The organism is Streptomyces sp. H27-H1, from assembly GCF_026627445.1.
In the GTDB taxonomy this organism is placed as follows: domain Bacteria; phylum Actinomycetota; class Actinomycetes; order Streptomycetales; family Streptomycetaceae; genus Streptomyces.
Genome location: NZ_JAPNLJ010000078.1, coordinates 1 through 22,690, shown reverse-complemented (window position 1 = coordinate 22,690; position 22,690 = coordinate 1). Strand labels below are relative to the sequence as shown.

The following is a 22,690-nucleotide window of genomic DNA, read 5'->3' as shown; positions in this document are numbered from 1 at the left end:
CAAGTCGAACGCGAGCTCAACGCACGCCCCCGCCTCGTCCTCGGAGACCGGACACCCGCCGAGTCCATGAGACGCTGGTCAAGAGATCTGGCCTACTGCTGATTCGCAACGACCGGTGGAAACCGCCACTCGTCGACGGGACGGTTCTGCCACGCGATCACCTCGTCCGCGATGACATCAGTGACCTTGGATATCAACGCCGGCGACACCGTGGCCCCGTAGACCTCGGCCAAGTGGGCGGTGATGTCACGGGTCGACATGCCGCGCGCATACAAGGACAGGATCATCTCGTCGATCTGCCCGAGCCGCCGCCGGCCCTTGGGCACGACCACCGGCGTGAACTCGCCGTTGCGATCCCTGGGCACGTCGACGGTGATGTCCCCGGCCGTCGTCGTCACCGTCTTCTCGAAGCTGCCGTTGCGGTGGTTCCCCGAGCCGCGGCCGACCCGGTCCCCGGCCTCATAGCCCAGGTGATCGGCCATCTCGACCCGCAGATCCCGCTCCAGCACGGCCTTCATCATCTGCCCCAGCAGCCCGCCGGCGCCGTCCAGGCCCATCCCGGACTCCCTCGCATCCGCGACCAGCCCATCGATCGTCTCCGGAGACAACACCGTCGCCAACCGCTCCGCGGCCGCGGCCTGACGGCCCGACGCCCCGCCGTCCCGGTCCCGCTCGTCATACTGCTCTGCTACCTGAATAAACGTCACAGCCTGCTACTCCCTGATGAGGCAGGAACCAGACCATCCAGACCCACCACCACCCACTCACACAATCAGGTGTACATCCCCACCGCGGTTGCCTGCCCACAGCACTGCCCGCCACCGGCGAGGCCGCACCCGCATCGGTCGCGGAAGCAGCCGAGAACGCCGGGGCCGATACCCGGGCCGGGCAACACGCCCGCGCGCTGTTCGAGGCCGTGCACGCTCTGACCCGCACCGGCCGCAGTCACAGCTCGGTGGCACGGGAGCTCGGCCTGGACCGCCGCACGGTCCGCAAGTACGCGTGCGCCAGGACCTGGCAGGAAGTGATGCGCCGCCCGCCCCGCAAGCCCTCCACGCTGGATCCGTACCTCGACTACCTGCAACAACGCTGGGACGAGGGACAGCACAGCGCGAAAATCCTGCACGAAGAACTCCAGACCAAGGGCTATCTTGGCCACTACCAGCGCGTGAAAATGGCCATCGCACCCCTACGCAAGGGCCTGCCCTTGGACGAACCACGCGAGCGACCGCCCTCACCACGCGAAGTCGCCCGCTGGATCATCTCCCACCCCGGCCGCCGCAACCTGCACATCAACGACCGCCTGCCCCGGCTCCTGGAGCACTGCCCTGAGCTGAAGACCACCCATGAACTGGTCCGACAGTTCGCCACCATGCTCGAGAACCGGGACGTCACACCCCTGGCAGGCTGGCTGGAGGACCTCGCGAGCAGCGGACTGGCCCCTCTTGCCGGCCTGGCTGGAGCACTGCACGAAGACCAGCACGCCGTCGCCCAGGGCATCGCTACCCCTCACAACTCCGGCGTCAACGAAGGCCGCATCACCGACGTCAAACTGCAGAAACGCATCATGGCAGGCCGCGCCAGCGTTCAACTCCTCCGACAACGCGTCGTCCTGATCGCCCGCCTCCGCCGCCACTACGCGGACCGGCCGACCGTGTCACCGAGATGATCTCTGCCTACGAAAATCTTGGCAGAGCCAGCTTAGGTCGTACGCCGACACCCATGTGGAAGGAGTAGACCTTCTCGATGCCCATGTGAGCGAGGATCTTCCCCTCGTCGCGCAGTCCCCTTGAGCCTGGGCACCTGGGATCACCTCGAACCGGCGGTGAATTCCCGCCAGCTCCCGCGGTGTGATGCCCAGTTCCCCGGCGATCCTCGGGCGGGCTTCCTGAACATAGAGCTTGACCCGCTGGTAGTTGCCGGTGAACCCGTACTCCCTGGCCAGCCGCTCGTGGATCACCGCGGCCTTCATCAAGACCTCGGCCCTCAGCATCGCATCGATCAGAGGCGCCACCTCGTCGATCACCCGCTTGTGTGTCTGGCCATTCGCCGGTCGCCGCGGCGGCCCCCGCCGGCCCCCTCGGCCGACAGATTTTACTGACCGTCCGCCAGTTCAGCCCGGTCTCCCTGGCGACCTCCGACACGCTCATCGCGCCGGACTCCACCAGACCGCGAAAACGCCCGGAGCTCCAGCCACCGCTGCGGGTCCAGAACCACAGCCGCCCCTCTCTACCCCCTCGGACACAACAGCTGTGGGCCTGGTGTGGTCCCGGACGCGGTCCCCGGTCTCCTGAGGCGTTCCGCTGCCCGGGGCCGGGCCCGGTACCCGGACCGGAGGGGTTTCCGGGGTGCGGCTCCGTTGTGACGGCGGGCGGTTCGCCGGCCGGGGCCGGTCCGGGCACGGTCCCGGGATACGAGCGGGACCGCGTGTTCCATGGATACCGGAGACGGGTGGTCTGTCCCGGTATGCGCGGCTGGTATGTGTTTGTTTTCGTGTTACTGGAACACGTTCGGCCCCTTGATGACCGCGCACGCGGCGGCACAGGAGTACCGAAGCAAGGACATGACGCCGTTCGCGCCGGTCACGGGACCCGGCAGGACGGCCGACCGGGTCGCCGTGCCGCGAAGTTCACGGTGTTCACGCGAGGGTGACTTGATCAGACAGACGCGGCAGACTGGCGGCACATCGGAGCTCCGTCGCGTACGGAACTTCCGGAGCGAAGGTTCGTCACACCACTACGACGACCTGCTCGTTCTCAGGCGCCATGACTACGAATCAGCCCTAAAGCAAGACGCCGCCTGCGGTAGTGCTTTGATGGAGGGGCGGGGCGGCTCCGCGTGATCGGTGACGAATACGGCATGCGAGAATGATCCATATGTCCCGTGCTCGAACCGAATCCTCAGAACGGCCATAAGTAACTCGGTCTCACAGACGCGATGCTCCAGTGACCGCGATCATCCCGCCATCGCGACCCTCGTCGCCGTAAGGCCCCTGCTGGTCGCCGTCGGCTGGGGGACATCCGACCACCCATAGGGCCGGGCTCAGGACAAGTGGCGACAAGTTTTTCCGGCGCAGCAGGACCTGTCCGAGGTCCTCCACCTCAGGCTCGGGAATCGCGCAGCGTCCGCGATGCTAATGCCGGCTCAGGCAGGCATGCTCTCCTGGCTACCTCGACAGATCCCCGTAGATGCTACGCACAATGGCGCGCTCGGCGAATTTGCACGTGGTGCCACGCGTAATAACTGAACAAAAATTGCACGGTGTTACGGCATGACTCTAGAGATGAGATTCGGCGACACAAAGATTCGGCACTGCGCACCGGCCGGGCCGGCCCTCAGTGCACGGGCAGCCGGAGGTTTGAAAAGACTTCTGCCCTCCGGGGCGGGACCACTCTCCGAAGGAAATGCCATGTCCAACCGTTCTGATGCCCGTCGGAGTTTCGCGTGGCGTAGCCGTGTTCCTCTGCATGTTTGTGCCCGTGTCGCGCTTCTGCTGGCGGCACCCGTGATCTCGCTCGGGGGCAGCGCGCTGGCTCAGGCTGATGCTCCCACGGGTGCCGGGGCTGTCGGGGCTCAGGGCGGTGTCGCGGCGGCGCCCCGGATGCCGGTCACAGGCGGCGGATTCCCGCTGGAGATCAAGGGAGACCTGCAGTACTACGTCACCATCGTCGGGCAACAGACGCCGGGCAGTTATTCCTTCGTCGGGCCCGACGGCAGCGTGCTTCCCGTCACGAGGCAGCCGAAGGAGGGGATGTCCTTCCAGCTCAGTACCGTGACGGGCGGCGGCGGCACCGCCCGGGTGACCGTTCCCGCGCACCTGGAAGGAGGCCGGATCTTCATCTCCAAGGATCCGCTCATCATGCCCTCGTCCACCGACTCGGCCGGCCAGCCCAGCGACACCGGCTACGTGCAGCCGGACCTGAACAACCCGGCCGATCCCAACCAAGGCAACCCGTACGACTTCTTCGAGTTCACCTTCGATAACGGAAGGATCGCGTTCGGCGGCAACACCACCCAGGTGGACGGATTCTCCCTCCCGATGACGGCAGAGCTTAAGCAGGACTCATCCGGCTTCGACCAGACCGTCGGCATCAAGGGCAGGGACGCCGGACAGGTCATAGACGAATACAGGTCATACACCGCCGGGACTCCATTCGCATCCCTGGTCAGCCCCGGCGGTACGCACATCACGGCACCACGGTCGGCACCGGCGTTCCGGCCCGGCGGGGCGGCCTCACAATACTTTGACTCCGTGGTCGCGGACGCGTGGAAGCGCTGGGACGGGGAGGGCAAGTTCAGGCTGCCCGTCGGGACCAGTGTCTATGTGGGCGGCACACAGGGCGCTGGCACACAGCTCGTATTCAGGGAGGAGGTGAACGGCCAGCCGACCGGCGAGAAAGGCACCGTCAGCATGCCCGTCACCCCTGACGTGGCCGCCTGCAGCGGATCGCTCGCCCAGGGCAGTGACCTGGAGAAATCCGTGGAGGTGCAGCTGTGCGCGGCATTCAACCGCGGGATCAGCCAGAACGCCCCCGACATCTGGGACGACGCCAGTACTTACTACAAGGACGGCACGTACAACAAGTACGCCGCCTTCTTCCACAGCATCAGCGAAGACCACCTTGCCTATGGCTTCGCGTACGACGATGTCAACAGCCAAAGCTCCGTGATGATCCTCCCCAACCGCGACGCACCGACCAGCCTCGCTCTCGCCATCGGCAACTGAACAGCAAAAACAGCCTGATGTGCCGGGGACGCAGGGCTGAGGCATTTTCAGGCGGGTCTGCACGGTGAATGTTGTAACTCCCCAGTTGGAAGCGACAGTTGATGACTGATGTGACGAGTGACATCGAGGCGGGGAGGCGTTGTGGGTGCGGCCAACGCCGTGTGGGACGGGCTGGTCGCCGAGCTGGTGGCCCGCGCCCAGGCCAATGGGGCCAAGCTGACCGGGGAGGGCGGTCTGCTGGCCGAGCTGACCCGGCGGGTGCTGGAGTCTGCGCTGGACCAGATGATCCGCCGAGGCGCACACAAGAACGTGCAGGCCCTCGAAGCCGACATCCGCCACTGGGTCAAGAACTGGAACGAGGACCCCGGCCGACGGCCATGCGGCTGGCCTCTTCGACTGGCCGCGCGTGGAGGAGCTTTCCCGGGTCTGCCGTGAACTTCCGCGTCTCCCGCGCAGAATAGGCAGAGCGGGTTGTGGGAGAGCCCCTACTTCCCGGGATCGGCAGGGGCACGACGGCGACGAGGAACTCCCACCTCGCGGTGCCACCGACTGCCGGCCTTCACCGACCGCCGGCCCCCGACCGGCACTGGCTGCCGTCCGTCGGCGGCACCGGGAGCTCGATGATCGCCGCCGTACCGCGCGGCTGGGCGTCCTTCAGGGTGAACCGGCCGCCCATCCCCTCCACCCTGACACGCTGCGACGACACCCCGATGTGACCCTCGGCGGCCCTGGCGGCGAGCTGCCCCGGTGGGATACCGGTGCCGTCGTCGACTACCTCGAGCCTCGCCCGCTCGGCGGTCACGTCCAGTCGGACCACGACCCGGTCCGCCCGCGCGTGCTTGACGATGTTGGAGAGGAACTCGCTGGCGGCGCGGTAAAGCAACTCGTCGACCGGCGTGGGGCCGGTGGACCGACAGGAAATCTCCACCTCGAAGCCGCCGCGGGCCGCTCCCTCCTCGAACAGCGACCGCGTGGCGCGCTCCAGACCGGCCAGCTCCACCTGGTCGGGGTGCAACTCGGTCACAGACGACCGGAGCTGGCGGGCGGCGTCGGCCAGTGCGCCCTCCAGTCGCGCCAGGCAGCCCGAGATGTCCTCTCGTGGCCCCGCTTCGCTGATTTCCTCCGCGTCGAGCTTCGCGGCCAACACGCTCTGAAGGGCGCCGTCGTGGAGGACCTCCGAGATCTTCCGCCGTTCGTCCTCCTCCAGCGTGATCACCCGCCCCAGCAGCACTGACCGCTGCCGGACGAGGTCGGCGATCGTCGACACCCTGGACCGCTGTACATCGGAGAAGAGCACGCAGCACAGCGACACCATCGCGATGAATGCGGCGTGCGTGATCAGGTAGACCCAGTCGGGCGCGGGCGCTGCCGCGACCGCCGCCGTGATGTAGATGGCCACCGAGACGACGCCGGCGAAGGCCGTGACGTAGGGGTAGAGCTGGAATGCCGCGAGGATCGGGACAAGGAAGTAGAGGTCGTCGAAGAGCGTGATGTAGTTCGAGGTGTCCTCGGGGAAGCCGCCCGAGAGCATGAGCACCGTGGTGATCACGGCGAGGTCTAGGACCACCGGTCCGAGGGCGGCGCCGATGGGCGTCATCCGGGCCCAACGCGCCGTCATGAGGAGCAGGTTGACCCCCGCGTAGCACCACATGATCGTATAGACCAGCGCCACGTGGTCGCGCGGCGGAAATACGGTCATGTTCATGACGAAAAGCGCGATGGTGATACCGATCCGGACCGCGCTTTGGATGCGAAGGGCAAGCCAGGCGTGATCGCGCACCACGGCCGATACGGAGGCCCCGGGCAGGTTGGCCGTCCGCCTGAAGGAAGGCCGTGAGAACCGGATCGAACCGTGGATGGGCGCCATGTGGAACCTCCCGGGTCAGACCCTGCCATTATCGGCCCCGGCCGCCCGCCGCGCCTCGTGGCGCATGCGGCGCACCGCATGCGGTGTGTGACCGGAGCCGCGGGTAGGGACAGACGAACTACCTCGGCGCCTTCTTCCGCCGACTGGCGGCCAGACGGGGAGGCAGCGGGCACTGGCCGCCGTGATGCACAAGCTCCCCATCCCCATCTGGCACGCCCTGCGTGACCACACGCCCTATCGAGGACTCGGTGCTGACCACTTCACCCACCGCGATCCCGAACGCGCCATGCGCCGCATGATCAAGGAAGCCAACAGCCTCGGAATGACCGTCCGCTTCGAACCGATCACAGCCTGACCGGCTCAACCGCGGAGGGCATTTTCGTGTCAGTCCCGCTTCAGCAGGGCCCTGGTCCTCGGCCTGTAGGGGCTCGGCTCCGCCGCAGTCCCCCGATGGTCTCCCCCCGGCAGGGGAGTCCCTACGGCCCCGCGACGGTCTACGAGGAGGGCGGGCTGCCCGCGGGCGGCCCTTCTTGTCGGCTATGCCAGTCCGTCGTGAGCGGCGCCGCGAGCCGTCCGGACTTCTCAATCGGCTCGGAGGCTCTCGCCCAGCTGATCGCCGCCGCGCTGGCCGTTCCCGGCCAGGCCAGGCGCCTGTCGCGGGCCTGGGAACGGCAGCCGCACGCACGGGTCGGGCGCAGAGTGAGGAAGGTGAGGCGACCGGCTTCGGCCGCGTCGAGCTCGACGGGCGCGAGGACGTCTGCGCTGGAGGTCCTTATGAGCAGGGTCCTGGAGTCCGCAGAGGTTCTCGGGGCCAAGAACGTACTCGAAGTCGCACCACTGCCGCCGTTCCTTGGGCCAGGGCGCGCAGCGCCGTCGTCTTCCCGCTGTTGGGAGGACCCGGGCGGACCGCGCAGGAGCAGGATCGAGGCGCCGAGGGCCGCGGGGCCAAGGCGGTCAGGTGCTCCCGCTGGGGCCGCGCCACGGCCGTGCAACGTCGCAACCGGCACGGTCCTGCAGCGGCCGGGCCGATCGGGTCGTGCTGCGCCTCGCCGGCGAAGAGGACGCGGCCCGGCTCGTGCGGGTGGCGCCGTACCGCAGTCCGGCCCGTTTTCCAAGGCCGCAGGCCCCTAAGGCTGCTTCGCTGCCGGGGGGTTCTCGCTCCTCCGATCAGAGGAGCTCACGCCACCCATCGGACTGTGCTCTGCGTCACATTGTGCATGCGGGGCCACAGTCGTCGCCCGGAGCGCTTTCGAGTCACCTCAACGGTTCTAACTTATCGTCACATCTGACGCTCCGTCGCATTGCCCGTTCGCTTTCCCCTTGGTGCCGCCGAGGCCCTGGGCCTGCCCTTGTCGCCGCGACTGCCCTTTGCCTACGGTCAATCCACCTGCACTGACCGGTGACTCGGCGATCCATTCCGGAGAACCAACCCCCTATCCCATGCAGGAGCGGGAAAGCCGCGCACAGGACTCGGGCCCAAACCTGTTGTCCGAGCGGATCTGACCTACGCAGCCGGCAACCGAGAGGAATCACCATGCCGTCCAACGGAAAGCACCGACGACCTAGCGACAGCCCGGTCAAGCGACGACTAGTCGTCGCGGGAACCGGACTCGTCCTTCCCGTTATCGCCGCGGGTGCCGCCAACGCCGCTCCGCATAAGGCGCCCGCAACCGATACCACTTTGGCGACAGCCCACAAGGCGAGCCCGCAGGAGAAAGCTGCGACCGCCAAGGATAAGGCCAAGGCCACGAGCAAGGCCGCACCCAAGCACCGCACCCACGTCGTCAAGCACGGGGAGACCCTTGACGCGATCGCGAGTGAAGAGGGAGTGAGCACTGCGCAGCTCTACCAGGACAACGCACAGGTCATCGGTACCAACCAGAACCTCATCCACCCCGGCCAGGTCCTGGCCGTCCCGGACGGCCACGCGCCGGCGCACGGCACGCCTAAGGCCCAAGCCAAGGCCGAGCGCGCACCGGACCGCTCCCCACAGCCGCGCGCCTCGCACGGGAACGACGTCGACGGCTGGATCAACCAGTCGCTGGACCTCATGAAGCAGCACGGCATACCCGGCACCTTCGAGGGCATCAAGCGGAACGTGATGCGGGAGTCCTCGGGCAACCCGATGGCGGTCAACAACTGGGACATCAACGCCCAGAAGGGCACCCCGTCGAAGGGACTGCTCCAGGTCATCGACCCGACCTTCCGGGCCTACCACGTCCCCGGAACATCGACGGACCCGCACGACCCCATAGCCAACATTCTGGCCGCATCCAACTACGCCGCGCACCGCTACGGTTCCATTGACAACGTGAACGGCCCTTACTAGCACGCGGCACCGGTCCCCCCGCCTCCTGGAGCACGCAGAGTACTCCGGAGGCCGGGCAGCCCGGATCGCGCTGGGGTCACACCGGGACTCGCGGAGAACGACGCGCACGACACCTTTGGGCATCGCCGCGAGACCCCGCGCCGGCCATGGCAGGACTGACGAGACCCGGGTACCGGGAGGCAGAAGCCGGACCCGATCCGGTCCGGGGAGCGGCCGACAGGCGTACCGCGCCTCCTCACCCCAGCGCCTTGGCACCGACCGGCGACCTACATTTTCGACAGAGGCACCCGTTCGGCCAAGCGGACGGTCCACGCAGTCAGGAAGGGCAGCTCATGGGACGCCACAAGACCTCCGCAGTCAGGGCCGGGGGGACCCACATGCTGCCGACCGGCGCACGCCTGGTGGCCTCCGTCGCGGTGGCAGCGGCCGGGGTGGGTGCACTGGCAGCCGCCCTCGTACCGGCCGGAGCACACCCCGGCCTGCATGAGGCCTTTCCGCGGACCGCGCACGCCGGAGCCGCGCGCCCGGCTCCGGCGGACGGCCGTGACCGTTTGGAGGCCGCGAAGCCCGCCGCCGCTCCGCGCCCGTCCGGTGCCGCGCAGCCGGCACCGGACGCACAGCGGAAGGCCGTCGGCGCCACGGGGACGGCCCGGCGGGCCGTCGGCGCTGTTGCGGGCGACAGCTCGCAGGGCTCCCCGGCCGGGCCCTCGGCTGCGGAAATCAAACGCCTCAACGCCTTGCAGAAGGAGCTCGATTCCACCTCCCCCGCCGTGGTCCTACGCCTGGTCAACAAGGCCCGCGCACAGGCCGGCAGCCCCCCACTGAAGCTCAGTGCCAATCTCGGCGCGCGCGCCGAGCAGGCCGTCAAGGCCCTGCCGGCCGAATCCGGCCAGCCGGGCACCGTCGAGGGGATGCCGGGGCAGCCTGCAGGCTCATCCGACGCAAGCACGGACGCGAGCGTGGCGAGCTTCAGCCGCAACGAGGTCGGTGCGCAGGCAGCGGTCAACGACTGGCTGAAGGACCCCACCGGGCGGGCCAACCTGCTCGACCCCGCCTTCCGCACCATGGGCGTGGCCAGCACGACCAACCCCGTCGTCATCTGGTGGGCGCACCTCCTGGGAAAGTAGCCCCGTCGGCCGCGCGCTCTCCCACCGGTCCGATCGGCGGCCCCGCGCCGTCCTCCCCGCTGCTCCGCCACCTGCGCAGATCGCTCTGCCCTGGTGTGCGGAGCAGTCCGCGTGTGCGCCCGGATCCGGCCGTGGTCCGATCGGGGGACGGGCCGCTCCCCCGGTCCTCTCCCATGACCGGCTGGTCCCCCGGCGGGGGCCGCCCACCTACGGTCAAAGCAGGTGACCTCGCCAAGTTCCGCGGTGTGAAACTCCCGCGACGCGGCGGGTCCCCCCTCCGCCGCCAGCCCGGCAGAGGCTGTCCGCTCCAGACGCGCCGAACCGGCCGTCGGAGGCTACGAGCAAGCGGAAGTGACACACATGCGCGTGCAGCGAGAAGGCCGGCTCAGGCTTCGCAAGGCTCCCCCGCGCCGGCCCGGCGGGCCGGCGCGGGATCCGGCAGGCTCGGCGGCCGGAGCCGGAAGCCGGACAACGGACGACAGCCCGGCGCCGGCGTCGGTCGGACCCGCAACGGCAGAGGCGCCTCGGCGTCCCCGGCGCGGCCCCCGTCTGGGGGACCTGCGCGTACGCACCCGCCTTTTCGCCGTCATCGCGATCCCGCTGATCGTGGCCACGGTGCTGGGCGGCCTGCGGGTGAACAGTTCACTGGACGTGGCGGCACGCTACGAGCAGTTCCACGAGGTGGCCCAACTGGCGCGCAGTGCAACCTCGTTGGTGCAGCAACTCCAGCACGAGCGCGATGTCACCATCGACCCCGCGGCCCGTACCGCAGCCGGAGGGAACGGCCTCGCAGACGTGCGGAAGCAGACGTCGGAGCTGGAACTGCGGTTCCTGGACGAAAGCGCGCAGCTGTCGCAGACCGGCCAGCTCAAGACCCGCCTCGCGGCGGTCAAGGAGGCCTTCTCCACGTTTCCCCGGATCCGCGCGGCAGCCGACGAGGGCGCCTCCGGCTCGGCGACGGACACCGGCTACCTCAGCCTGATCATGCCGCTGCTGAGCATCGACAACGAGCTCGACGGGCAGCTGGCCCAGTCGCACTCGCAGGGCTGGGGCCTCTACACCCTCTCCTTGAGCACGTCGATGCTCTCCAGCGAACGGGCCTTGATGTCGCAGGCCGAGGCACAGGGCCAGCTCACGCCGACCCAGCGGGCTTCGCTGCTGGCCACCGTTAAGATCCGCGACATGGCTCAGCGCGAGTTTACGATGGCCGCGCCTCCTGGCGACCGCGCCGCCTTCGCCAAGAGCGAGGAATCGCCGCAGTCCCAGAACGCCGAGAAGGCACTGCAGCAGATCCTTCAGGCCCCGCAGAAGCTGGCGCAGTCCCCGGCCCTGCCCGGCAGCTGGTACGCAGACTTCGGCACCAGGGTCCAGCTGCTCGACAAGTTGGCGCTGGGGGTCTCCGACCACCTGGTGTCGCAGAGCAAGGCCCAGTACGACGACGCCATCACCCAGGCCCGGCTTGACGCGGGAATCACGGCGGGCCTGCTGGTCGCCGCCCTGGGGCTCGCCTTCGCCGTGTCGCGGAGCATCGCACAGGGGCTGACGCGGCTGCACCAAGCCGCCACGCACGTGGCCGAGGTCCGGCTCCCGCAGCTGATGCGCGACCTGCAGGACAACCCGCTGGCAGGTGTGGACCTGCGGGTCCCGCCGAGTGGGATCACCACCCGTGACGACATCGGCGATGTCGCGCAGGCCTTCGACGCCGTGCACCGCGAGGCCGTGAGGCTGGCGGGCGACCAAGCGAGGCTGCGCGAGTCGGTCAGCACCCTGTTCCGCAACCTCTCGCACCGCAACCAGAGCCTCGTCCAGCGGCAGCTGTCCATCCTGACGGCGCTCGAGCAGAACGAGGACGACGGCGTCCAACTCAAGCGGCTGTTTGAGCTGGACCACCTGGCGGCCCGGATGCGACGCAACAGCGAGAACCTGCTCGTCCTGGCCGGGGGGCACAGCATGTCCCGGGCCTCGCGGCCGATGTCCCTGCTGGACGTACTGCGCACCGCGATGTCCGAGGTGGAGCAGTTCGAGCGGGTGGGCCACCTCGCCCTGCCGCCGGTGTACGTGGGCGGCTATGCCGTCAGCGACGTGGCACACCTGCTGTCCGAACTCCTGGAAAATGCGCTGATGTTCTCCAGCCCCCAGACGGAGGTGCAGGTCGGCGCTCAACAGCTGCCCGACGGCCGGATCCTCGTGGAGATCCGGGACCAAGGCATCGGGATGGACGCCGACAGGCTGGCCCTCGCCAACGGCCACTTCGTCTCTGGTGAAGCCCTCGCCCCGGAAGCGTCCGAGCACATGGGCCTGTACGTCGTAGGCCTGCTGGCCCGCCGGCACGGCATCGAGGTCGGGCTGCGGACCGCGGCACCGGGCACCTCCGCGCTCGTCATCCTGCCGCAGGAGCTCGCCGTCCAACTGCCCGAACAGCCGGTCACGGACGCGAGCGTCCCTGCACGGCGCACGGCGGCGCACGGGGAAGCCCCGTACGCGCAATCCCCTGCCTGGGAATCCGCCCCGCGGCAGGAGGAACAGCCCATGGCGGAGTCGGTGGCCCCGCTGGACGCACGGACGCGCCCGCCGCGGCGTCCCGGTCCCGGAGCCGGCCCGGGCCGGCTCCGGCCTCCGCAGTCCCCCGACTTCGGACAGGTGGCCGAATGGTCGGCGACGGCGCTTCCCCCGCTCACCCTCCCCGGCGACGGCGGTCGGGTCAATGCCGAGGACAACGGGTTCCACGAACCGACGGCGCCCGGCCACCAGACGGCGGCCGCGGACCAGACCGTGCCCGAGGCGGCGGCGACGGCGGGTCTGCCGCGCCGTGTCCCGATGGCCCGACTCAAGCCTGGAAGCATCGAGACGCAGGTGCCCGAGGGTCCTGCGGCGCCGTCGACGCCGCCGCTGCACCCCGAGGCGGCCATGCCCTCCCCCGGGTTCTCCGAGGCGTCCATGCGCTTGCGCAACCGGCTTGGTGCGCTGCACCAGGGCATCACCCGCGCCGAGGACGAGGACCTGTCGCAGGCCCGGGAGAGGGGGCAGGGATGAACGTCACTCCCGGTTCCGCTCCGGCGTCCGCGTCCGCCCGCAAGCCCGCCGACCCCGCCCCGCCCGCAGCGGAGAGCCTCGACTGGATCGTCAACCGGTTCACCGAGCGCGTCGTGGGCATCCGGTCGGCAGCCGTGGTCTCGGCCGACGGACTCCTGCTGGCCTCGTCCGCCGGCATCGCGGGCGACGCTAGCCGACTGGCGGCCGTCAGTAGCGGGATCGTCGCCCTGAGCACTGGTGGAGCCCAGCTGCTCGGCAGGGGCGGGGTCTCCCGCACGGTCGTGGAGATGGCCCACGGCACCATCATCGTTATGGCGGTCTCGGACGGGTCGCTGCTAGCCGTACTGGCCTCACCGCACTGCGATCTGGGAGTGGCGGGCTACCACATGTCCCGGCTCGCTCGGCAGTGCGGCGAGGTACTGACCCCCGCACACCGGAACCCGCTCCCCGTCGCGCAGGCCGAGGCGCCGCACCGGATGCCGCGGGAACCCGGAGCCGCAGAATGACCGCGGCCTACCAGGATCCGGATGGCCCGACCACGGCGGCGGACGCCTTCGGGCCGCGGCCCTACACCCTGACCCGCGGCCGCACCCAGGCCAGCCGCCTGCTGCGGCTCGAGACGCTGGTAGAGGCCGCGACGGAAGCGCGCGACCACCGCAGTCTGATGCCCGAGCACGAACAGATCCGTAGGATGTGCGCCCACCCGCGGTCGGTGGCGGAAATCTCAGCAGTCCTGGGTATCCCGATCGGCGTGATGCGGATCCTGGTCGCGGACCTGGCGGACAGCGGCCTGGTGCGGGTCCACGAACAGGACGAACGCGGTGCCTCCGCGGCCATGCTGCAACGCGTGCTGCACGGACTCGAACGCCTCTGATGCCCTCCCGAAGAAGAAGCGAGTGAATACCATGGGCAGCCGCCTGACCACCAGTGCCAAGATCGTCATCGCCGGGGGCTTCGGCGCCGGCAAGACCACGTTCGTGGGTTCTATCTCCGAGATCGAGCCGTTGCGCACCGAGGCTGTGATGACAGCGGCATCGGAGGGCGTCGACGCGCTGACCCACACCCCGCAGAAGCGGACGACCACCGTCGCGATGGACTTCGGGCGCATCACCATCGACGAGGACCTCGTCCTGTTCCTGTTCGGAACGCCCGGCCAGGACCGGTTCTGGTTCATGTGGGACGACCTGGTGCGCGGCGCGGTGGGCGGCGTGGTCATCGCCGACACCCGGCGTTTGGAGGACAGCTTCGCCGCCGTCGACTACTTCGAGAACTGCGGGCTGCCCTACGCCGTGGCCCTCAACCCGTTCGACGGGCGGCCCACGCACTCCCCGGAGGACGTACGCGCCGCTCTGGGCGTGGCCGGCTCTGTACCGGTGCTCTACACCGATGCGCGGGAACGCCGCGATGTCCAGCAAATGCTGATCGAGGTCGTCAGGCAGGCCCTGCGGCCTCATGCCGGGGCACACGTCTGAGATCCGCCCCGTACGAAAGAGGCGCGTGTGCGCATGAACCGATCCGGAGGAACACCAGTGAACACCACAGCCACTCAGACCGCCGACCTTCAGGCGGCTTTCGCCGGCTTCGTCGCCCGGACCCCAGGCGTGGAGGAGGGGGCGGTCGCCTCCGAGGACGGCCTGGTCGTCGCCTCGTCGACGGGACTGCCCCGGGACCGGGCGGACCAGCTGGCCGCGCTCACGACCGGCCTGGCCAGCCTGGCCTCCGGCGGGTCCGCGCTGCTCGGTGGCGGCGGAGTCGTGCAGACGCTGGTGGAGATGGACGGCGGCATCCTGTTCGTCACCGCGTCGGCGGGGGGCGGGGCCCTGGCGGTCGTCGCGACACCCGGCTGCGACGTCGGGGCCGTGGGCTTCGAGCTGTCGCTGTACGCGCAGGGTGTGCCAGCCTAGCTTGGTCTTTGACCTGCGGCGTGGGTGAGGAAGGAGTCGTGGGCTCCTTCGTTTTCGGTTTCGCTGCGTCTGTTTTACGCACTGTGTGCACGTCGTAGCGCGGGGCGGGCTGGGTGTTCTTTCGGCCTGGTGGTCGTCCGGGGCCTGGGTGGGAGGATTTCGGTGCTCTGGCCGAGCAGGCGGCCTTGAGGCGGGTCCAGCGGTCCGAACCGCTTCAGGGGTGCGATCAACCGGATTCATCATCTGCTGATCACGGAGGCCCTCGCCGCGCGGCGGGGGTCTCGCAGGTTCTGGACATCGGCTGCGGGTACACCCTTCCTCGGCCCCAGGGCGGAGGCGATCTCCTGTTCTCGCAGAACACCCACGACATCGTGCAACAGCACTGGCGTTCCGTGTCGGTGATCTACGCAGACGTGTACCACGACGTCGTCGGCCAGCGGCGCAACCTGTTGGGCCAGGCCCCGGCTGCCGTCCGTCCGCAGGTCATGCTCGCCGACATCGCGGACATGGCCCGCCTGCTGAGGAGACTGCAGTACGGGGCACCTGACCCGAGACCGGCCTGTCGCTGTCCTCGTCCACGACGTGCTCCGGTGGGTCCCCGACGATGCCCACGTCCAGGACGCCACGGCCTGCCTCCGTGACTGGCTGCCGCCCGGCAGTGCGCTGTCGATCACCCACGCGACGGCCGACTTCAGCCGACCTGGGTCGAGCGGGTCCGGCACGTCTACGGCGAGGTGGACATTGCCTTCCGTCCCCGCGGCCGGGAATCCGTCGCCGGCCTCTTCGGTGACTGGGGTGACCTCTGGGGCGGCCAGTCCGCATCGTGCTCACCGGCCGCCACCAGGCAAACCACCAGTTCACCTCGGTCCCCGACTACGTCTCCGCCGCGTACGCCGGCGTGGCCATCAAGCCCCGCTGAAACAGACCACCGCAGAGCTGCCCTCTCCCTCCCCCTGGAGCGACCGGATAGTCGCTTCGGGTGGGATTTGTGGTTCTACCGACGCCGGATAGGGCGGCATCCCTAGGCTCGAACAGCCAAGACGGCCCGTCCGGCAGAGGGGCCCAGTACGAACTGGTGCGGGAGAGTACGTACTCACCGAAGGCAAGCTGGTACGAGACCACATTCCTGAGATCATCCGGACGAATACCGCCAGCGGCTCCGGGCGAAGCTCCGCGAAGAGGTCGGTGAGTACCTGGAAGCGCACGAGGCCGCCACCCCTGAGGAGCTCGCGGACATCCTTGAGGTCGCCTACGCGCTCGCGGCGGACCTCGGTGTCAGTCCCGAGCAGCTGGAGAATATCCGCGCAGCCAAGGCTTCACAGCGAGGAGGATTCACCAAGAGGATTGTCTGGACAGGTAATTGCCACTGACCCGCGGCCGCCGATCGCCCGATGCCAGGTCTAGATGTTCAGCAGAGGAAGCGACTCACGCCTGGCAGGCTGGATATGTGGCGCTGAGGGTTCCGCGGTGCTGGTGATCGAGGGAGAGCTTGGTGACGAGCGGGCGGTGCTGGATGCCGACTGGAGCGCGTTCAGCGGGATCTAGCGAATGACGGATCACTGGGACGCAACCGGCTGGTCGCCTGGGCACAGCGCCTACTACTGGAGGCTCACGCCGTCCAGCGAGGAGCTGACCAGCGAGGCGCGCTCCTCTCCTGCCAGGCGGCATTGGAAGGGCTGGCATGGATCCGGTGCCGCTGGACGGGCTGCACGTCACACTGGCCAAGGTCGGATCGCGGGCGGAGGTCGCTCCTGCCCAGCTGGACGCGCTCGCCGCGTCCGCGCGGCACGGTCTCGGCCAGGCGTTCACCATGCGCGCGCACCCGATGGCGGGCTCGCGTGGGGCGGTCCGGTTCACGCTGATCCCCTGAACGGAGCTCGTGGCCCTGCACGGCGCACTCTCCGAGGCCGGCCGGGTCGCCGGGGTGCCGGGAGGAAAGCCGACCGCCCACTTCCGCCCGCACCTGGGCGTCGCCTACAACAACCGCGACCGGGCCGCGGCCGAGTGCATCGAGGCCGTCGCGGAGCTGCGGGGGCGCCCCGCGGTCGAGGTGGTCGTCGACCAGGTGTCCCTGGTGGAGCTGAGGCGTGAAGAGCGGGCCTACGTGTGGGATGTCCTGCACGAGGTTCCCCTTGGCCGGTAGGAAAGGCCCGGCGGAGCCGTGGTGTGGGCCATCCGGTTGTCTCAGGATCGGATGGTGCGCCCCATGCATACGAGCCAGGGTGACTCCGGGGTCGGCTGTACTGCGCCGATCTCCTGATACCCCCACCCCTCGTACAGCCGCATGACCTTCCCGTCACCAGCGGTGGGGTTGACCATCAGGGTCGTCGTGTACGGCTCGGCTCGGCCCTCGAGGAGGACGTCGTGCATCTGCCGGGCAAGGCCGATACCACGCCAGGCGGGGATAACGCCGATTTCCTTCACGGCGGCAGTGTCGCGGGCGGTGAAGCGAGGGACGACCGGCGTCGTCATCCGCTTCCACCACCGGTCCCCGGGGCTGATCGTGTTGGCGTAGGTGTAGCCGACCGCGCCGCCATCGGCGTCGGCGGCGATGGCGATGGCCCACCCGGGTTCGGCGGCGTGCCGGTCGAGGCACTCGAAGAAAACGTCGAGGCGGTAGTTCGGATGGTCGAGGAGCTCGGCGCGCACTTGGGCGTACACGTCCCCGATCGTCTTCCGCAGGTCGGGCGTGAACGCGGTGTGCCGCGCTATGCGGGTCGTGGCGCGGGTCATCGGGCGCTCACTTTCATTCGTACCGTGTGCGCCTGCCAGACGGCTGCCTGGCGGCTTCGGGGGGCGACCTGCCGCAGGCGCTGCCCGAACTGGTCAAGCATCAACGCGACGCGGGGGTGTCCCGTCGCGGCGTCTGCTGGCACCTGCACTGCGGTGGTCAACGCGGACTCCACCTCCCCCTGCTCAAGCTGCGCCCGCGCCAGGCGGGTGGTGGTGATCGCCCTCGAGCGGACCATGTGCGGCCTCAGCCCGGCCAGGCAGCGGTGCCCATGCGCCTCCGCCATCGCCCAGTCGCCGAGGGACAGGTACGCCGACAGGGCCAACGAGTCGATCTCGGCCTCATCGTAGAACGCGTTCAACCACACCGGCCTCACTTCGGAACGGTCCGCCCGGCACATCGCCTCCTGCGCCTGCCCGAACGAGCGCCGCACGGCGCGCCGGTCACCGGCCGCCGCATGGATCGCCGCCCCCCGGGCCAGGCCGAGCGAAGCGAACATGGGGTCGCGGCGGGTGAGGGACAGGTTGCGGGCCACGTCGTTCGCGGCGGCGGCTTCGGCCGGACGCCCCATGTGCCGGTACATCGTTCCGGCGTGGGACCAGATCCTGAACTTGATCGCCTGGTCTCCGCTCATCTCCGCGAGGGCCTGCGCTTCACGCATGTGGACCACGGCGCCGTCGAAGCGGCGGCCGTCGATCGCCGCCCACATGGCCGATGACCGAAACGACGCCGCCGACCCGTAGAGGGAGGCCCGGACCCGCTGTGACGCGGAGCCGGACGCCTGGAGGGTGAGGGCCTCGTCGGCGAGCTCGGCGGCCTGCTGCTCGATGCTTCGCTGTCCGCCGTGGCGGTGGTCGGAGGCGATGATGTCCGCGAACCGCTGGTGGATGAGCGCCACGTCCGCCATGCCGACCCGGCGTGGCGAGGCGGCCGCGGCCGGCGCGGTCGCCACGGAACCAGCCACGACGGCGACGGCAGTGGTCATGAAATTGCGGCGTTCCATGGACGGCTCCTGGGTGCACTTGCGGGGGCGAGTGCGGCGCACGAAACCTAAGGCGCCTGCGGTTCGGCCGCCGATCAGCTCCAGTGCTGCGAGTTGCGCGCCCTTGGGACATCGGACCCGGCCCGACCTCCACGCGCGGATGCTGGAGTCGTCCAGGCCGCCAAGCTTTCCGGTCAGTTCGCCCACGGTCCGATTGACCAGGTCAGCAAGCTCGCGAGAGCTGTAGCCCTTCTCCAGCATCCATGCCGCTAATGCACGGTTTTGCGTTGCGTCCATGCAGCCTCACGGTAGCTCGGACAGGCGCCGACTGTCAGGTAAACGGGACGTCAAACCGCCCTAGGTAGCGCCGTGTTGGACCCTCTGAAACGCCCTATCCTGCCGCCCTGCCGGGGCGGTTACCTATCCGTACCAGGCAGGAACAGGGTGTGATCGAAAGCCCAAGGACGGTACCGCTCCCCTACTACGAGGCATCCCACCGTCTACACCCGTGAAGACGGCGAGGTTCGCACTGCGTCTATCCCGACCCTCACTCAGGAGCACATGCACCGACCGGCAACCCTGACCACCCCGGCACACGCAAGGACCCCCGACACCTCGCCAGCCCAGGTGCTCCAGCTCACTTCGCCGGGGGAGGTTGCCCGGGATGTGGAGATCGCGCTCGCGCTCGCCGAAGCCTGCCCGGCCGGGGCCGCCGCCCGCGCCGTCCGTGACCGCCTGCGCACCCGCATCCGGGCCCTCGCCGACCCGGCCGAAGCGTTCGCCCACACGATGGCCGATTCCCGGCCACGCGACATCGCCCTCGCGACCGTGCGCTACGCCCGCGACCTGGCCGCCGACCCCGGAGGGGACCCTGTGGCGAGCCTGCGGCTTCTGGCCAAGTCCGCTCAGCACCTGATCCGGTACGCCGCCGACGGCCGTGCCGAGGCGGCCCGGCCGGTGTCGGGGCTGGCCCTTCGGGCGGCGGCCTGATGGGCCGCCACCGAGTACAGATCGACGCCGAGGCCGTCGTAGGCGTGACGTGGTGCTCGGCCCTCGCCACCGGCCTCGAGCTCCTGGGTGTGATCGGCCACGGCGAGATCACCGGCAGCCCTCATGCCGCCGCGGGACGGGCCGCCTCTTCACCCGAGGAGGAGGCCCACGCCAAGCGTCCCGGCAGCAGCCGGGGTGACCAGCAACGACGAAGAGGAAGCACGTTGAGCGACACGACGACGGACGACAGCGCGACCACGCTGCGCCAGGCGATGACCAGCGACATGGTCAAGGCCGGGATGATCAGGAGCGAGCCGGTCGAGGCCACGTTCGCGACGGTCCCCCGTCACCGGTTCGCGCCCGAATGACGCCGGAGAAGGCGTACGCGGTGGAGATGGCGGTCGCCACGAAGAGGGACGAGCACGGCATCGCCGTCAGCTCGGTATCGGCCCCGCGCATCCAGGCCATGATGCTGGAGCAGGCGAACATCCGGCCCGGCCAGAAGGTGGCCGAGGTAGTGGAGTCCCGACAGGTTCCTTCGCCGTCTGAGCTAGCGCGATTACCCATTTCAGCAGGTAGCGGCGTGGAACCTGACCTCACTCGATGGCGTGGGATTTCAGCTGTAACTCTTATATTTTGCGAGTAGTTGCTGTAATTTCCTTGTCCGTGGCAGATTCTGGAAGTCGCTGGCTCACGCTGGTACACCCTCCGGCTCCGGAGGAGGTCCCAACAGAGCCCGTACTGCCTCCTGCAGGGACCGGTCTGGCGGACGTTGTCACCCTGCAGCGCCGGGCTGCCGCGACAATCACTGATGGCGAGGCGGACGCGTTCTTCCAGGACACCTTGATGGAGTACATCTGGGCCCGGGACGTAGCGGGTCTGGCGCCGACGACCCTGCACCGACAGGTACAGCCAGTCGTCGAGCTCTGCGACTTCTACAAACTTCTGCCGTGGCAGGTCACGCCCCGACACCTGGACCAGTACTTCGCTGGGGTCGGCAAGCGTGCGTCGACCACACTGCGGGGCAAGCTGCAGAAGATCGACGGGTACTACCACTTTCTGGAGCAGCGGTACGCCGGCGAGATCGCCCGGCGGTTCGGCGCGGCCGTTGAGTCGCCGGTCGATCCGTACAACCGTCCTGTTCACCGTGGTGACTTCGGCCTGAGAATCCCGCCGTCGAAGCGGGCCGTGAAGGAGTTCTTCGCGGCGTGGCGCAGCGAGCTGCCGATGGCGCGGAAGTATCCGGTGGCCTGCCGCGACTACGTGATGTCGAAGCTCACGTACATCTCGGGGGTGCGCGCGGCGGAGCTGTGCGGTGTGCGGATCGGCGACATTCACTGGGAGTTGGGGCAGTGGGGGCGGTTCGTCGTGCAGGGCAAGGGTGCGCGGCGATCCGGTCCGCGGGAGCGGCAGGCGTACATGTTCCAAGAGGGCCGGGATCTGCTGTGGTGGTATCTCGAGGAGATCCGCGGAGAGTTCACTGACGACCCGAGCGACCCGGGTGCCCCGCTCTTCCCATCCGAGCGGCTTCCCAGCGGGGTGGCGGCTTTGAACGTTCCCATCGCCCCGCCGGTGGGCCCGGACGCGTTTCGACGCGCACTGCGGGAAGCCTCGAAGCTCTACCTGAGGGGCCCGGTCACGCATCTATTCCCCCATCTGCTCAGGCATGCCTGCGCCACGCACCACTACGAGGACGGCATGCCGTTGTGGGACGTACAGCAAATCCTTGGCCATCGCTGGGCAACGACCACAGTCGGGTACCTTTCGTCCGTTCGCGCTGACCCTGAGAAGGCGAGCCTGGAAGCGTCGCGCCGGGCTGTTCAGCGGCTGAGGGGAAGGGCATAGAGGTGAAGTGGAACTTGCGGATGGTCGCTGCCCAACGGGACATCTGGCGGCCGGTTCAATTGCTCGCGGCGTTCCGGGAGGTCGGATTCACCCCGTCGCTGAGCAAGGTCGCTGCGCTGTGGGGCAGCCAGCCGGTGACCGTGCGGCTGGAGGACCTGGACATGATCTGTGCGGCGCTCGACTGCACGGTGGCGGACCTGATGCAGGAGGAGCCGGAGTCCCATCGCGCAGTACGGGACGAGGCACCTCGCGCGGCCGCGAGCGGCATGCCTGGGTCCGAGGCGGCACGGCCGGTCCCCCGCCCCGGCGGCTCCGGCCGCAAGTCGCTTCCGCCGAACTAGACCACGGCCATGGGCTTTCGAGAGCAGTGGGAGAGGTGGGCGGAACAGGGACCTGCATCGTGTCGGAGATGCGGCGCCTGGGGCACGGTACGCCCCCGGGGCGTGTGCCAGCCGTGCACTGACTGGCACCCCGCGAACCACGGTGTCGGACGGTGCCGCCACTGCAGATGGCCGAGGGAGGTCACCCTCGACCAGCACGGGACGTGCCGCCTGTGTGCGCTGGAGTGCCGCATCGCCTCGGGGGAAATGGGCCCGCCCAAGGCGGATCGACCGCGGCCTCTGCAACTGTCCTTGATCCTCCCAGCGGTGCTGCGGTCAACGGCCGGCCAGCCTCGTGTGTACCAGCGGCAACTGGAGCGAATCCAGCAGCGGCAGCGAAAGGAAGTACAGGCTGCTTCGTTCCCACCGCCGATCCCCGGGCAGACGTCCCTCCTTGTGGTGAGGCAGGGAAGGATGTACATGGAGGCCGTCCGGGCGGCCATCGACGCGACGGCGGAGGCGCGGGGTCCGTGGGTCCGCGACATCGGCCTCCTGTCCGACTGCCTCCACGCTCTGACCGCACGTCCTCCCGGGACCCGCCGAGTCGGCCTCGACGCCATCCTTCGACTGCCGCGCCGACCGGCGCTGATAGCGGAAGTCCTCGACCGCGCCGGGCTCGGACCACAAGCGGAGCGGGCTGAGATCATGCGGCTAGGTTCTGTTTCCTGGATCTCCTGACGTGATCATGCTTGTGAGGCCAGGCTGGTTGGCGTGGTTGGTCGAGGGGATCTGACGAATGCGGAGTGGGGGCGGCTGGAGCCGCTCCTGCCGCGCTG

At 69.0% G+C, this 22,690-nt stretch carries 22 protein-coding genes and 4 pseudogenes; 20 read left to right on the top strand and 6 right to left on the bottom strand.

Going from position 1 to position 22,690, the window contains the following annotated elements; all coding sequences use genetic code 11:
• Nucleotides 1–92: 92 nt before the first annotated feature.
• Complete coding sequence (locus OTB20_RS39620) at nt 93–620, bottom strand: transposase (protein ID WP_267824769.1); 528 nt, start codon at nt 618–620, stop codon at nt 93–95.
• Nucleotides 621–916: 296 nt separating this feature from the next.
• Between OTB20_RS39620 and OTB20_RS39615 the strand changes: the two genes are divergently transcribed.
• Entirely contained in the window at nt 917–1,669 is a 753-nt protein-coding gene (locus OTB20_RS39615; protein ID WP_267824767.1) for a transposase, read from the top strand.
• Nucleotides 1,670–1,721: 52 nt separating this feature from the next.
• On the opposite strand, the pseudogene OTB20_RS39610 reads toward OTB20_RS39615, so the two are convergent.
• Nucleotides 1,722–2,217 (bottom strand): annotated as a pseudogene (locus OTB20_RS39610) (IS21 family transposase); the annotation flags it as partial.
• A gap of 1,192 nt (nt 2,218–3,409) precedes the next feature.
• Between OTB20_RS39610 and OTB20_RS39605 the strand changes: the two are divergent.
• Nucleotides 3,410–4,726 (top strand): beta-1,3-glucanase family protein, encoded by a 1,317-nt coding sequence (locus OTB20_RS39605; protein ID WP_267824766.1) that lies wholly within the window; start codon nt 3,410–3,412, stop codon nt 4,724–4,726.
• A gap of 101 nt (nt 4,727–4,827) precedes the next feature.
• Nucleotides 4,828–5,005, top strand: a pseudogene (locus tag OTB20_RS43020) (IS256 family transposase); the annotation flags it as partial.
• A gap of 280 nt (nt 5,006–5,285) precedes the next feature.
• Here OTB20_RS43020 and OTB20_RS39595 read toward each other — a convergent pair.
• Nucleotides 5,286–6,506 carry a sensor histidine kinase gene (locus OTB20_RS39595; RefSeq protein WP_267824765.1) on the bottom strand — a complete coding sequence of 407 codons (1,221 nt, stop codon included), beginning with the start codon at nt 6,504–6,506 and terminating at the stop codon, nt 5,286–5,288.
• Nucleotides 6,507–6,774: 268 nt separating this feature from the next.
• Here OTB20_RS39595 and OTB20_RS39590 point away from each other — a divergent pair, with 268 nt between their 5' ends.
• From OTB20_RS39590 to OTB20_RS39555, 8 genes are all read left to right on the top strand, one after another.
• Nucleotides 6,775–6,948 (top strand): hypothetical protein, encoded by a 174-nt coding sequence (locus OTB20_RS39590; RefSeq protein ID WP_267824764.1) that lies wholly within the window; start codon nt 6,775–6,777, stop codon nt 6,946–6,948.
• A gap of 1,179 nt (nt 6,949–8,127) precedes the next feature.
• Nucleotides 8,128–8,922: a LysM peptidoglycan-binding domain-containing protein gene (locus OTB20_RS39585; protein WP_267824763.1), complete on the top strand. Its 795-nt coding sequence runs from the start codon at nt 8,128–8,130 to the stop codon at nt 8,920–8,922.
• Between the two features lie 332 nt (nt 8,923–9,254).
• Nucleotides 9,255–10,049 (top strand): CAP domain-containing protein, encoded by a 795-nt coding sequence (locus tag OTB20_RS39580; protein WP_267824762.1) that lies wholly within the window; start codon nt 9,255–9,257, stop codon nt 10,047–10,049.
• 606 nt (nt 10,050–10,655) lie between these two features.
• A complete protein-coding gene (locus tag OTB20_RS39575) occupies nt 10,656–13,082 on the top strand; it encodes a nitrate- and nitrite sensing domain-containing protein (protein WP_267824761.1) in 2,427 nt (808 codons plus the stop codon).
• Nucleotides 13,079–13,588 (top strand): roadblock/LC7 domain-containing protein, encoded by a 510-nt coding sequence (locus OTB20_RS39570; protein WP_267824760.1) that lies wholly within the window; start codon nt 13,079–13,081, stop codon nt 13,586–13,588. Before OTB20_RS39575 ends, OTB20_RS39570 begins: the two co-directional genes overlap by 4 nt.
• Nucleotides 13,585–13,956 (top strand): DUF742 domain-containing protein, encoded by a 372-nt coding sequence (locus OTB20_RS39565; protein WP_267824759.1) that lies wholly within the window; start codon nt 13,585–13,587, stop codon nt 13,954–13,956. Before OTB20_RS39570 ends, OTB20_RS39565 begins: the two co-directional genes overlap by 4 nt.
• 31 nt (nt 13,957–13,987) lie before the next feature.
• A complete protein-coding gene (locus OTB20_RS39560; protein WP_267824758.1) occupies nt 13,988–14,554 on the top strand; it encodes a GTP-binding protein in 567 nt (188 codons plus the stop codon).
• Between the two features lie 57 nt (nt 14,555–14,611).
• Entirely contained in the window at nt 14,612–14,986 is a 375-nt protein-coding gene (locus OTB20_RS39555) for a roadblock/LC7 domain-containing protein (protein ID WP_267824757.1), read from the top strand.
• A gap of 31 nt (nt 14,987–15,017) precedes the next feature.
• On the opposite strand, the pseudogene OTB20_RS42645 reads toward OTB20_RS39555, so the two are convergent.
• A pseudogene (locus tag OTB20_RS42645) lies at nt 15,018–15,188 on the bottom strand (transposase); the annotation flags it as partial.
• 341 nt (nt 15,189–15,529) lie between these two features.
• On the opposite strand from OTB20_RS42645, the pseudogene OTB20_RS43015 reads away from it, so the two are divergent.
• From OTB20_RS43015 to OTB20_RS39540, 4 genes and pseudogenes are all read left to right on the top strand, one after another.
• Nucleotides 15,530–15,670, top strand: a pseudogene (locus tag OTB20_RS43015) (SAM-dependent methyltransferase); the annotation flags it as partial.
• Nucleotides 15,671–16,179: 509 nt separating this feature from the next.
• On the top strand, nt 16,180–16,356 hold the full coding sequence (locus OTB20_RS39550) for a nucleoside triphosphate pyrophosphohydrolase (protein WP_267824768.1): 177 nt from the start codon (nt 16,180–16,182) through the stop codon (nt 16,354–16,356).
• A gap of 311 nt (nt 16,357–16,667) precedes the next feature.
• Nucleotides 16,668–16,856, top strand: a complete 189-nt coding sequence (locus OTB20_RS39545) for a hypothetical protein (protein WP_267824756.1) — start codon at nt 16,668–16,670, stop codon at nt 16,854–16,856.
• Nucleotides 16,857–16,865: 9 nt separating this feature from the next.
• On the top strand, nt 16,866–17,129 hold the full coding sequence (locus OTB20_RS39540; RefSeq protein WP_267824755.1) for a 2'-5' RNA ligase family protein: 264 nt from the start codon (nt 16,866–16,868) through the stop codon (nt 17,127–17,129).
• Nucleotides 17,130–17,170: 41 nt separating this feature from the next.
• On the opposite strand, the gene OTB20_RS39535 is transcribed toward OTB20_RS39540, so the two are convergent.
• Both OTB20_RS39535 and OTB20_RS39530 read right to left on the bottom strand, forming a co-directional pair.
• Complete coding sequence (locus OTB20_RS39535; RefSeq protein ID WP_267824754.1) at nt 17,171–17,719, bottom strand: GNAT family N-acetyltransferase; 549 nt, start codon at nt 17,717–17,719, stop codon at nt 17,171–17,173.
• Nucleotides 17,716–18,996: an XRE family transcriptional regulator gene (locus OTB20_RS39530; RefSeq protein WP_267824753.1), complete on the bottom strand. Its 1,281-nt coding sequence runs from the start codon at nt 18,994–18,996 to the stop codon at nt 17,716–17,718. Before OTB20_RS39530 ends, OTB20_RS39535 begins: the two co-directional genes overlap by 4 nt.
• Nucleotides 18,997–19,260: 264 nt before the next feature.
• On the opposite strand from OTB20_RS39530, the gene OTB20_RS39525 reads away from it, so the two are divergent.
• The 5 genes from OTB20_RS39525 (at nt 19,261) to OTB20_RS39505 (ending at nt 22,592) form a co-directional block, all read left to right on the top strand.
• Nucleotides 19,261–19,689, top strand: a complete 429-nt coding sequence (locus OTB20_RS39525) for a hypothetical protein (RefSeq protein WP_267824752.1) — start codon at nt 19,261–19,263, stop codon at nt 19,687–19,689.
• A complete protein-coding gene (locus OTB20_RS39520; RefSeq protein ID WP_267824751.1) occupies nt 19,689–20,057 on the top strand; it encodes a hypothetical protein in 369 nt (122 codons plus the stop codon). The genes OTB20_RS39525 and OTB20_RS39520 overlap by 1 nt, the downstream gene beginning before the upstream one ends.
• A 478-nt stretch (nt 20,058–20,535) precedes the next feature.
• Nucleotides 20,536–21,534, top strand: a complete 999-nt coding sequence (locus OTB20_RS39515) for a tyrosine-type recombinase/integrase (RefSeq protein ID WP_420716595.1) — start codon at nt 20,536–20,538, stop codon at nt 21,532–21,534.
• A gap of 2 nt (nt 21,535–21,536) precedes the next feature.
• Nucleotides 21,537–21,875 carry a helix-turn-helix transcriptional regulator gene (locus OTB20_RS39510; RefSeq protein ID WP_347124907.1) on the top strand — a complete coding sequence of 113 codons (339 nt, stop codon included), beginning with the start codon at nt 21,537–21,539 and terminating at the stop codon, nt 21,873–21,875.
• A gap of 459 nt (nt 21,876–22,334) precedes the next feature.
• Entirely contained in the window at nt 22,335–22,592 is a 258-nt protein-coding gene (locus OTB20_RS39505) for a hypothetical protein (protein ID WP_267824748.1), read from the top strand.
• Nucleotides 22,593–22,690: the final 98 nt, after the last annotated feature.

Excerpts from the sequence above, each read along its gene's own strand:
- OTB20_RS39565 (WP_267824759.1), top strand. The coding sequence starts at position 13,585 with ATGACCGCGGCCTACCAGGATCCGGATGGCCCGACCACGGCGGCGGAC.
- OTB20_RS39530 (WP_267824753.1), bottom strand. The coding sequence starts at position 18,996 with ATGGACGCAACGCAAAACCGTGCATTAGCGGCATGGATGCTGGAGAAG.
- OTB20_RS39605 (WP_267824766.1), top strand. The coding sequence starts at position 3,410 with ATGTCCAACCGTTCTGATGCCCGTCGGAGTTTCGCGTGGCGTAGCCGT.
- OTB20_RS39505 (WP_267824748.1), top strand. The coding sequence starts at position 22,335 with ATGGAGGCCGTCCGGGCGGCCATCGACGCGACGGCGGAGGCGCGGGGT.
- OTB20_RS39525 (WP_267824752.1), top strand. The coding sequence starts at position 19,261 with ATGCACCGACCGGCAACCCTGACCACCCCGGCACACGCAAGGACCCCC.
- OTB20_RS39535 (WP_267824754.1), bottom strand. The coding sequence starts at position 17,719 with ATGACCCGCGCCACGACCCGCATAGCGCGGCACACCGCGTTCACGCCC.
- OTB20_RS39520 (WP_267824751.1), top strand. The coding sequence starts at position 19,689 with ATGGGCCGCCACCGAGTACAGATCGACGCCGAGGCCGTCGTAGGCGTG.
- OTB20_RS39515 (WP_420716595.1), top strand. The coding sequence starts at position 20,536 with ATGGAGTACATCTGGGCCCGGGACGTAGCGGGTCTGGCGCCGACGACC.
- OTB20_RS39545 (WP_267824756.1), top strand. The coding sequence starts at position 16,668 with ATGGATCCGGTGCCGCTGGACGGGCTGCACGTCACACTGGCCAAGGTC.
- OTB20_RS39585 (WP_267824763.1), top strand. The coding sequence starts at position 8,128 with ATGCCGTCCAACGGAAAGCACCGACGACCTAGCGACAGCCCGGTCAAG.
- OTB20_RS39580 (WP_267824762.1), top strand. The coding sequence starts at position 9,255 with ATGGGACGCCACAAGACCTCCGCAGTCAGGGCCGGGGGGACCCACATG.
- OTB20_RS39570 (WP_267824760.1), top strand. The coding sequence starts at position 13,079 with ATGAACGTCACTCCCGGTTCCGCTCCGGCGTCCGCGTCCGCCCGCAAG.
- OTB20_RS39560 (WP_267824758.1), top strand. The coding sequence starts at position 13,988 with ATGGGCAGCCGCCTGACCACCAGTGCCAAGATCGTCATCGCCGGGGGC.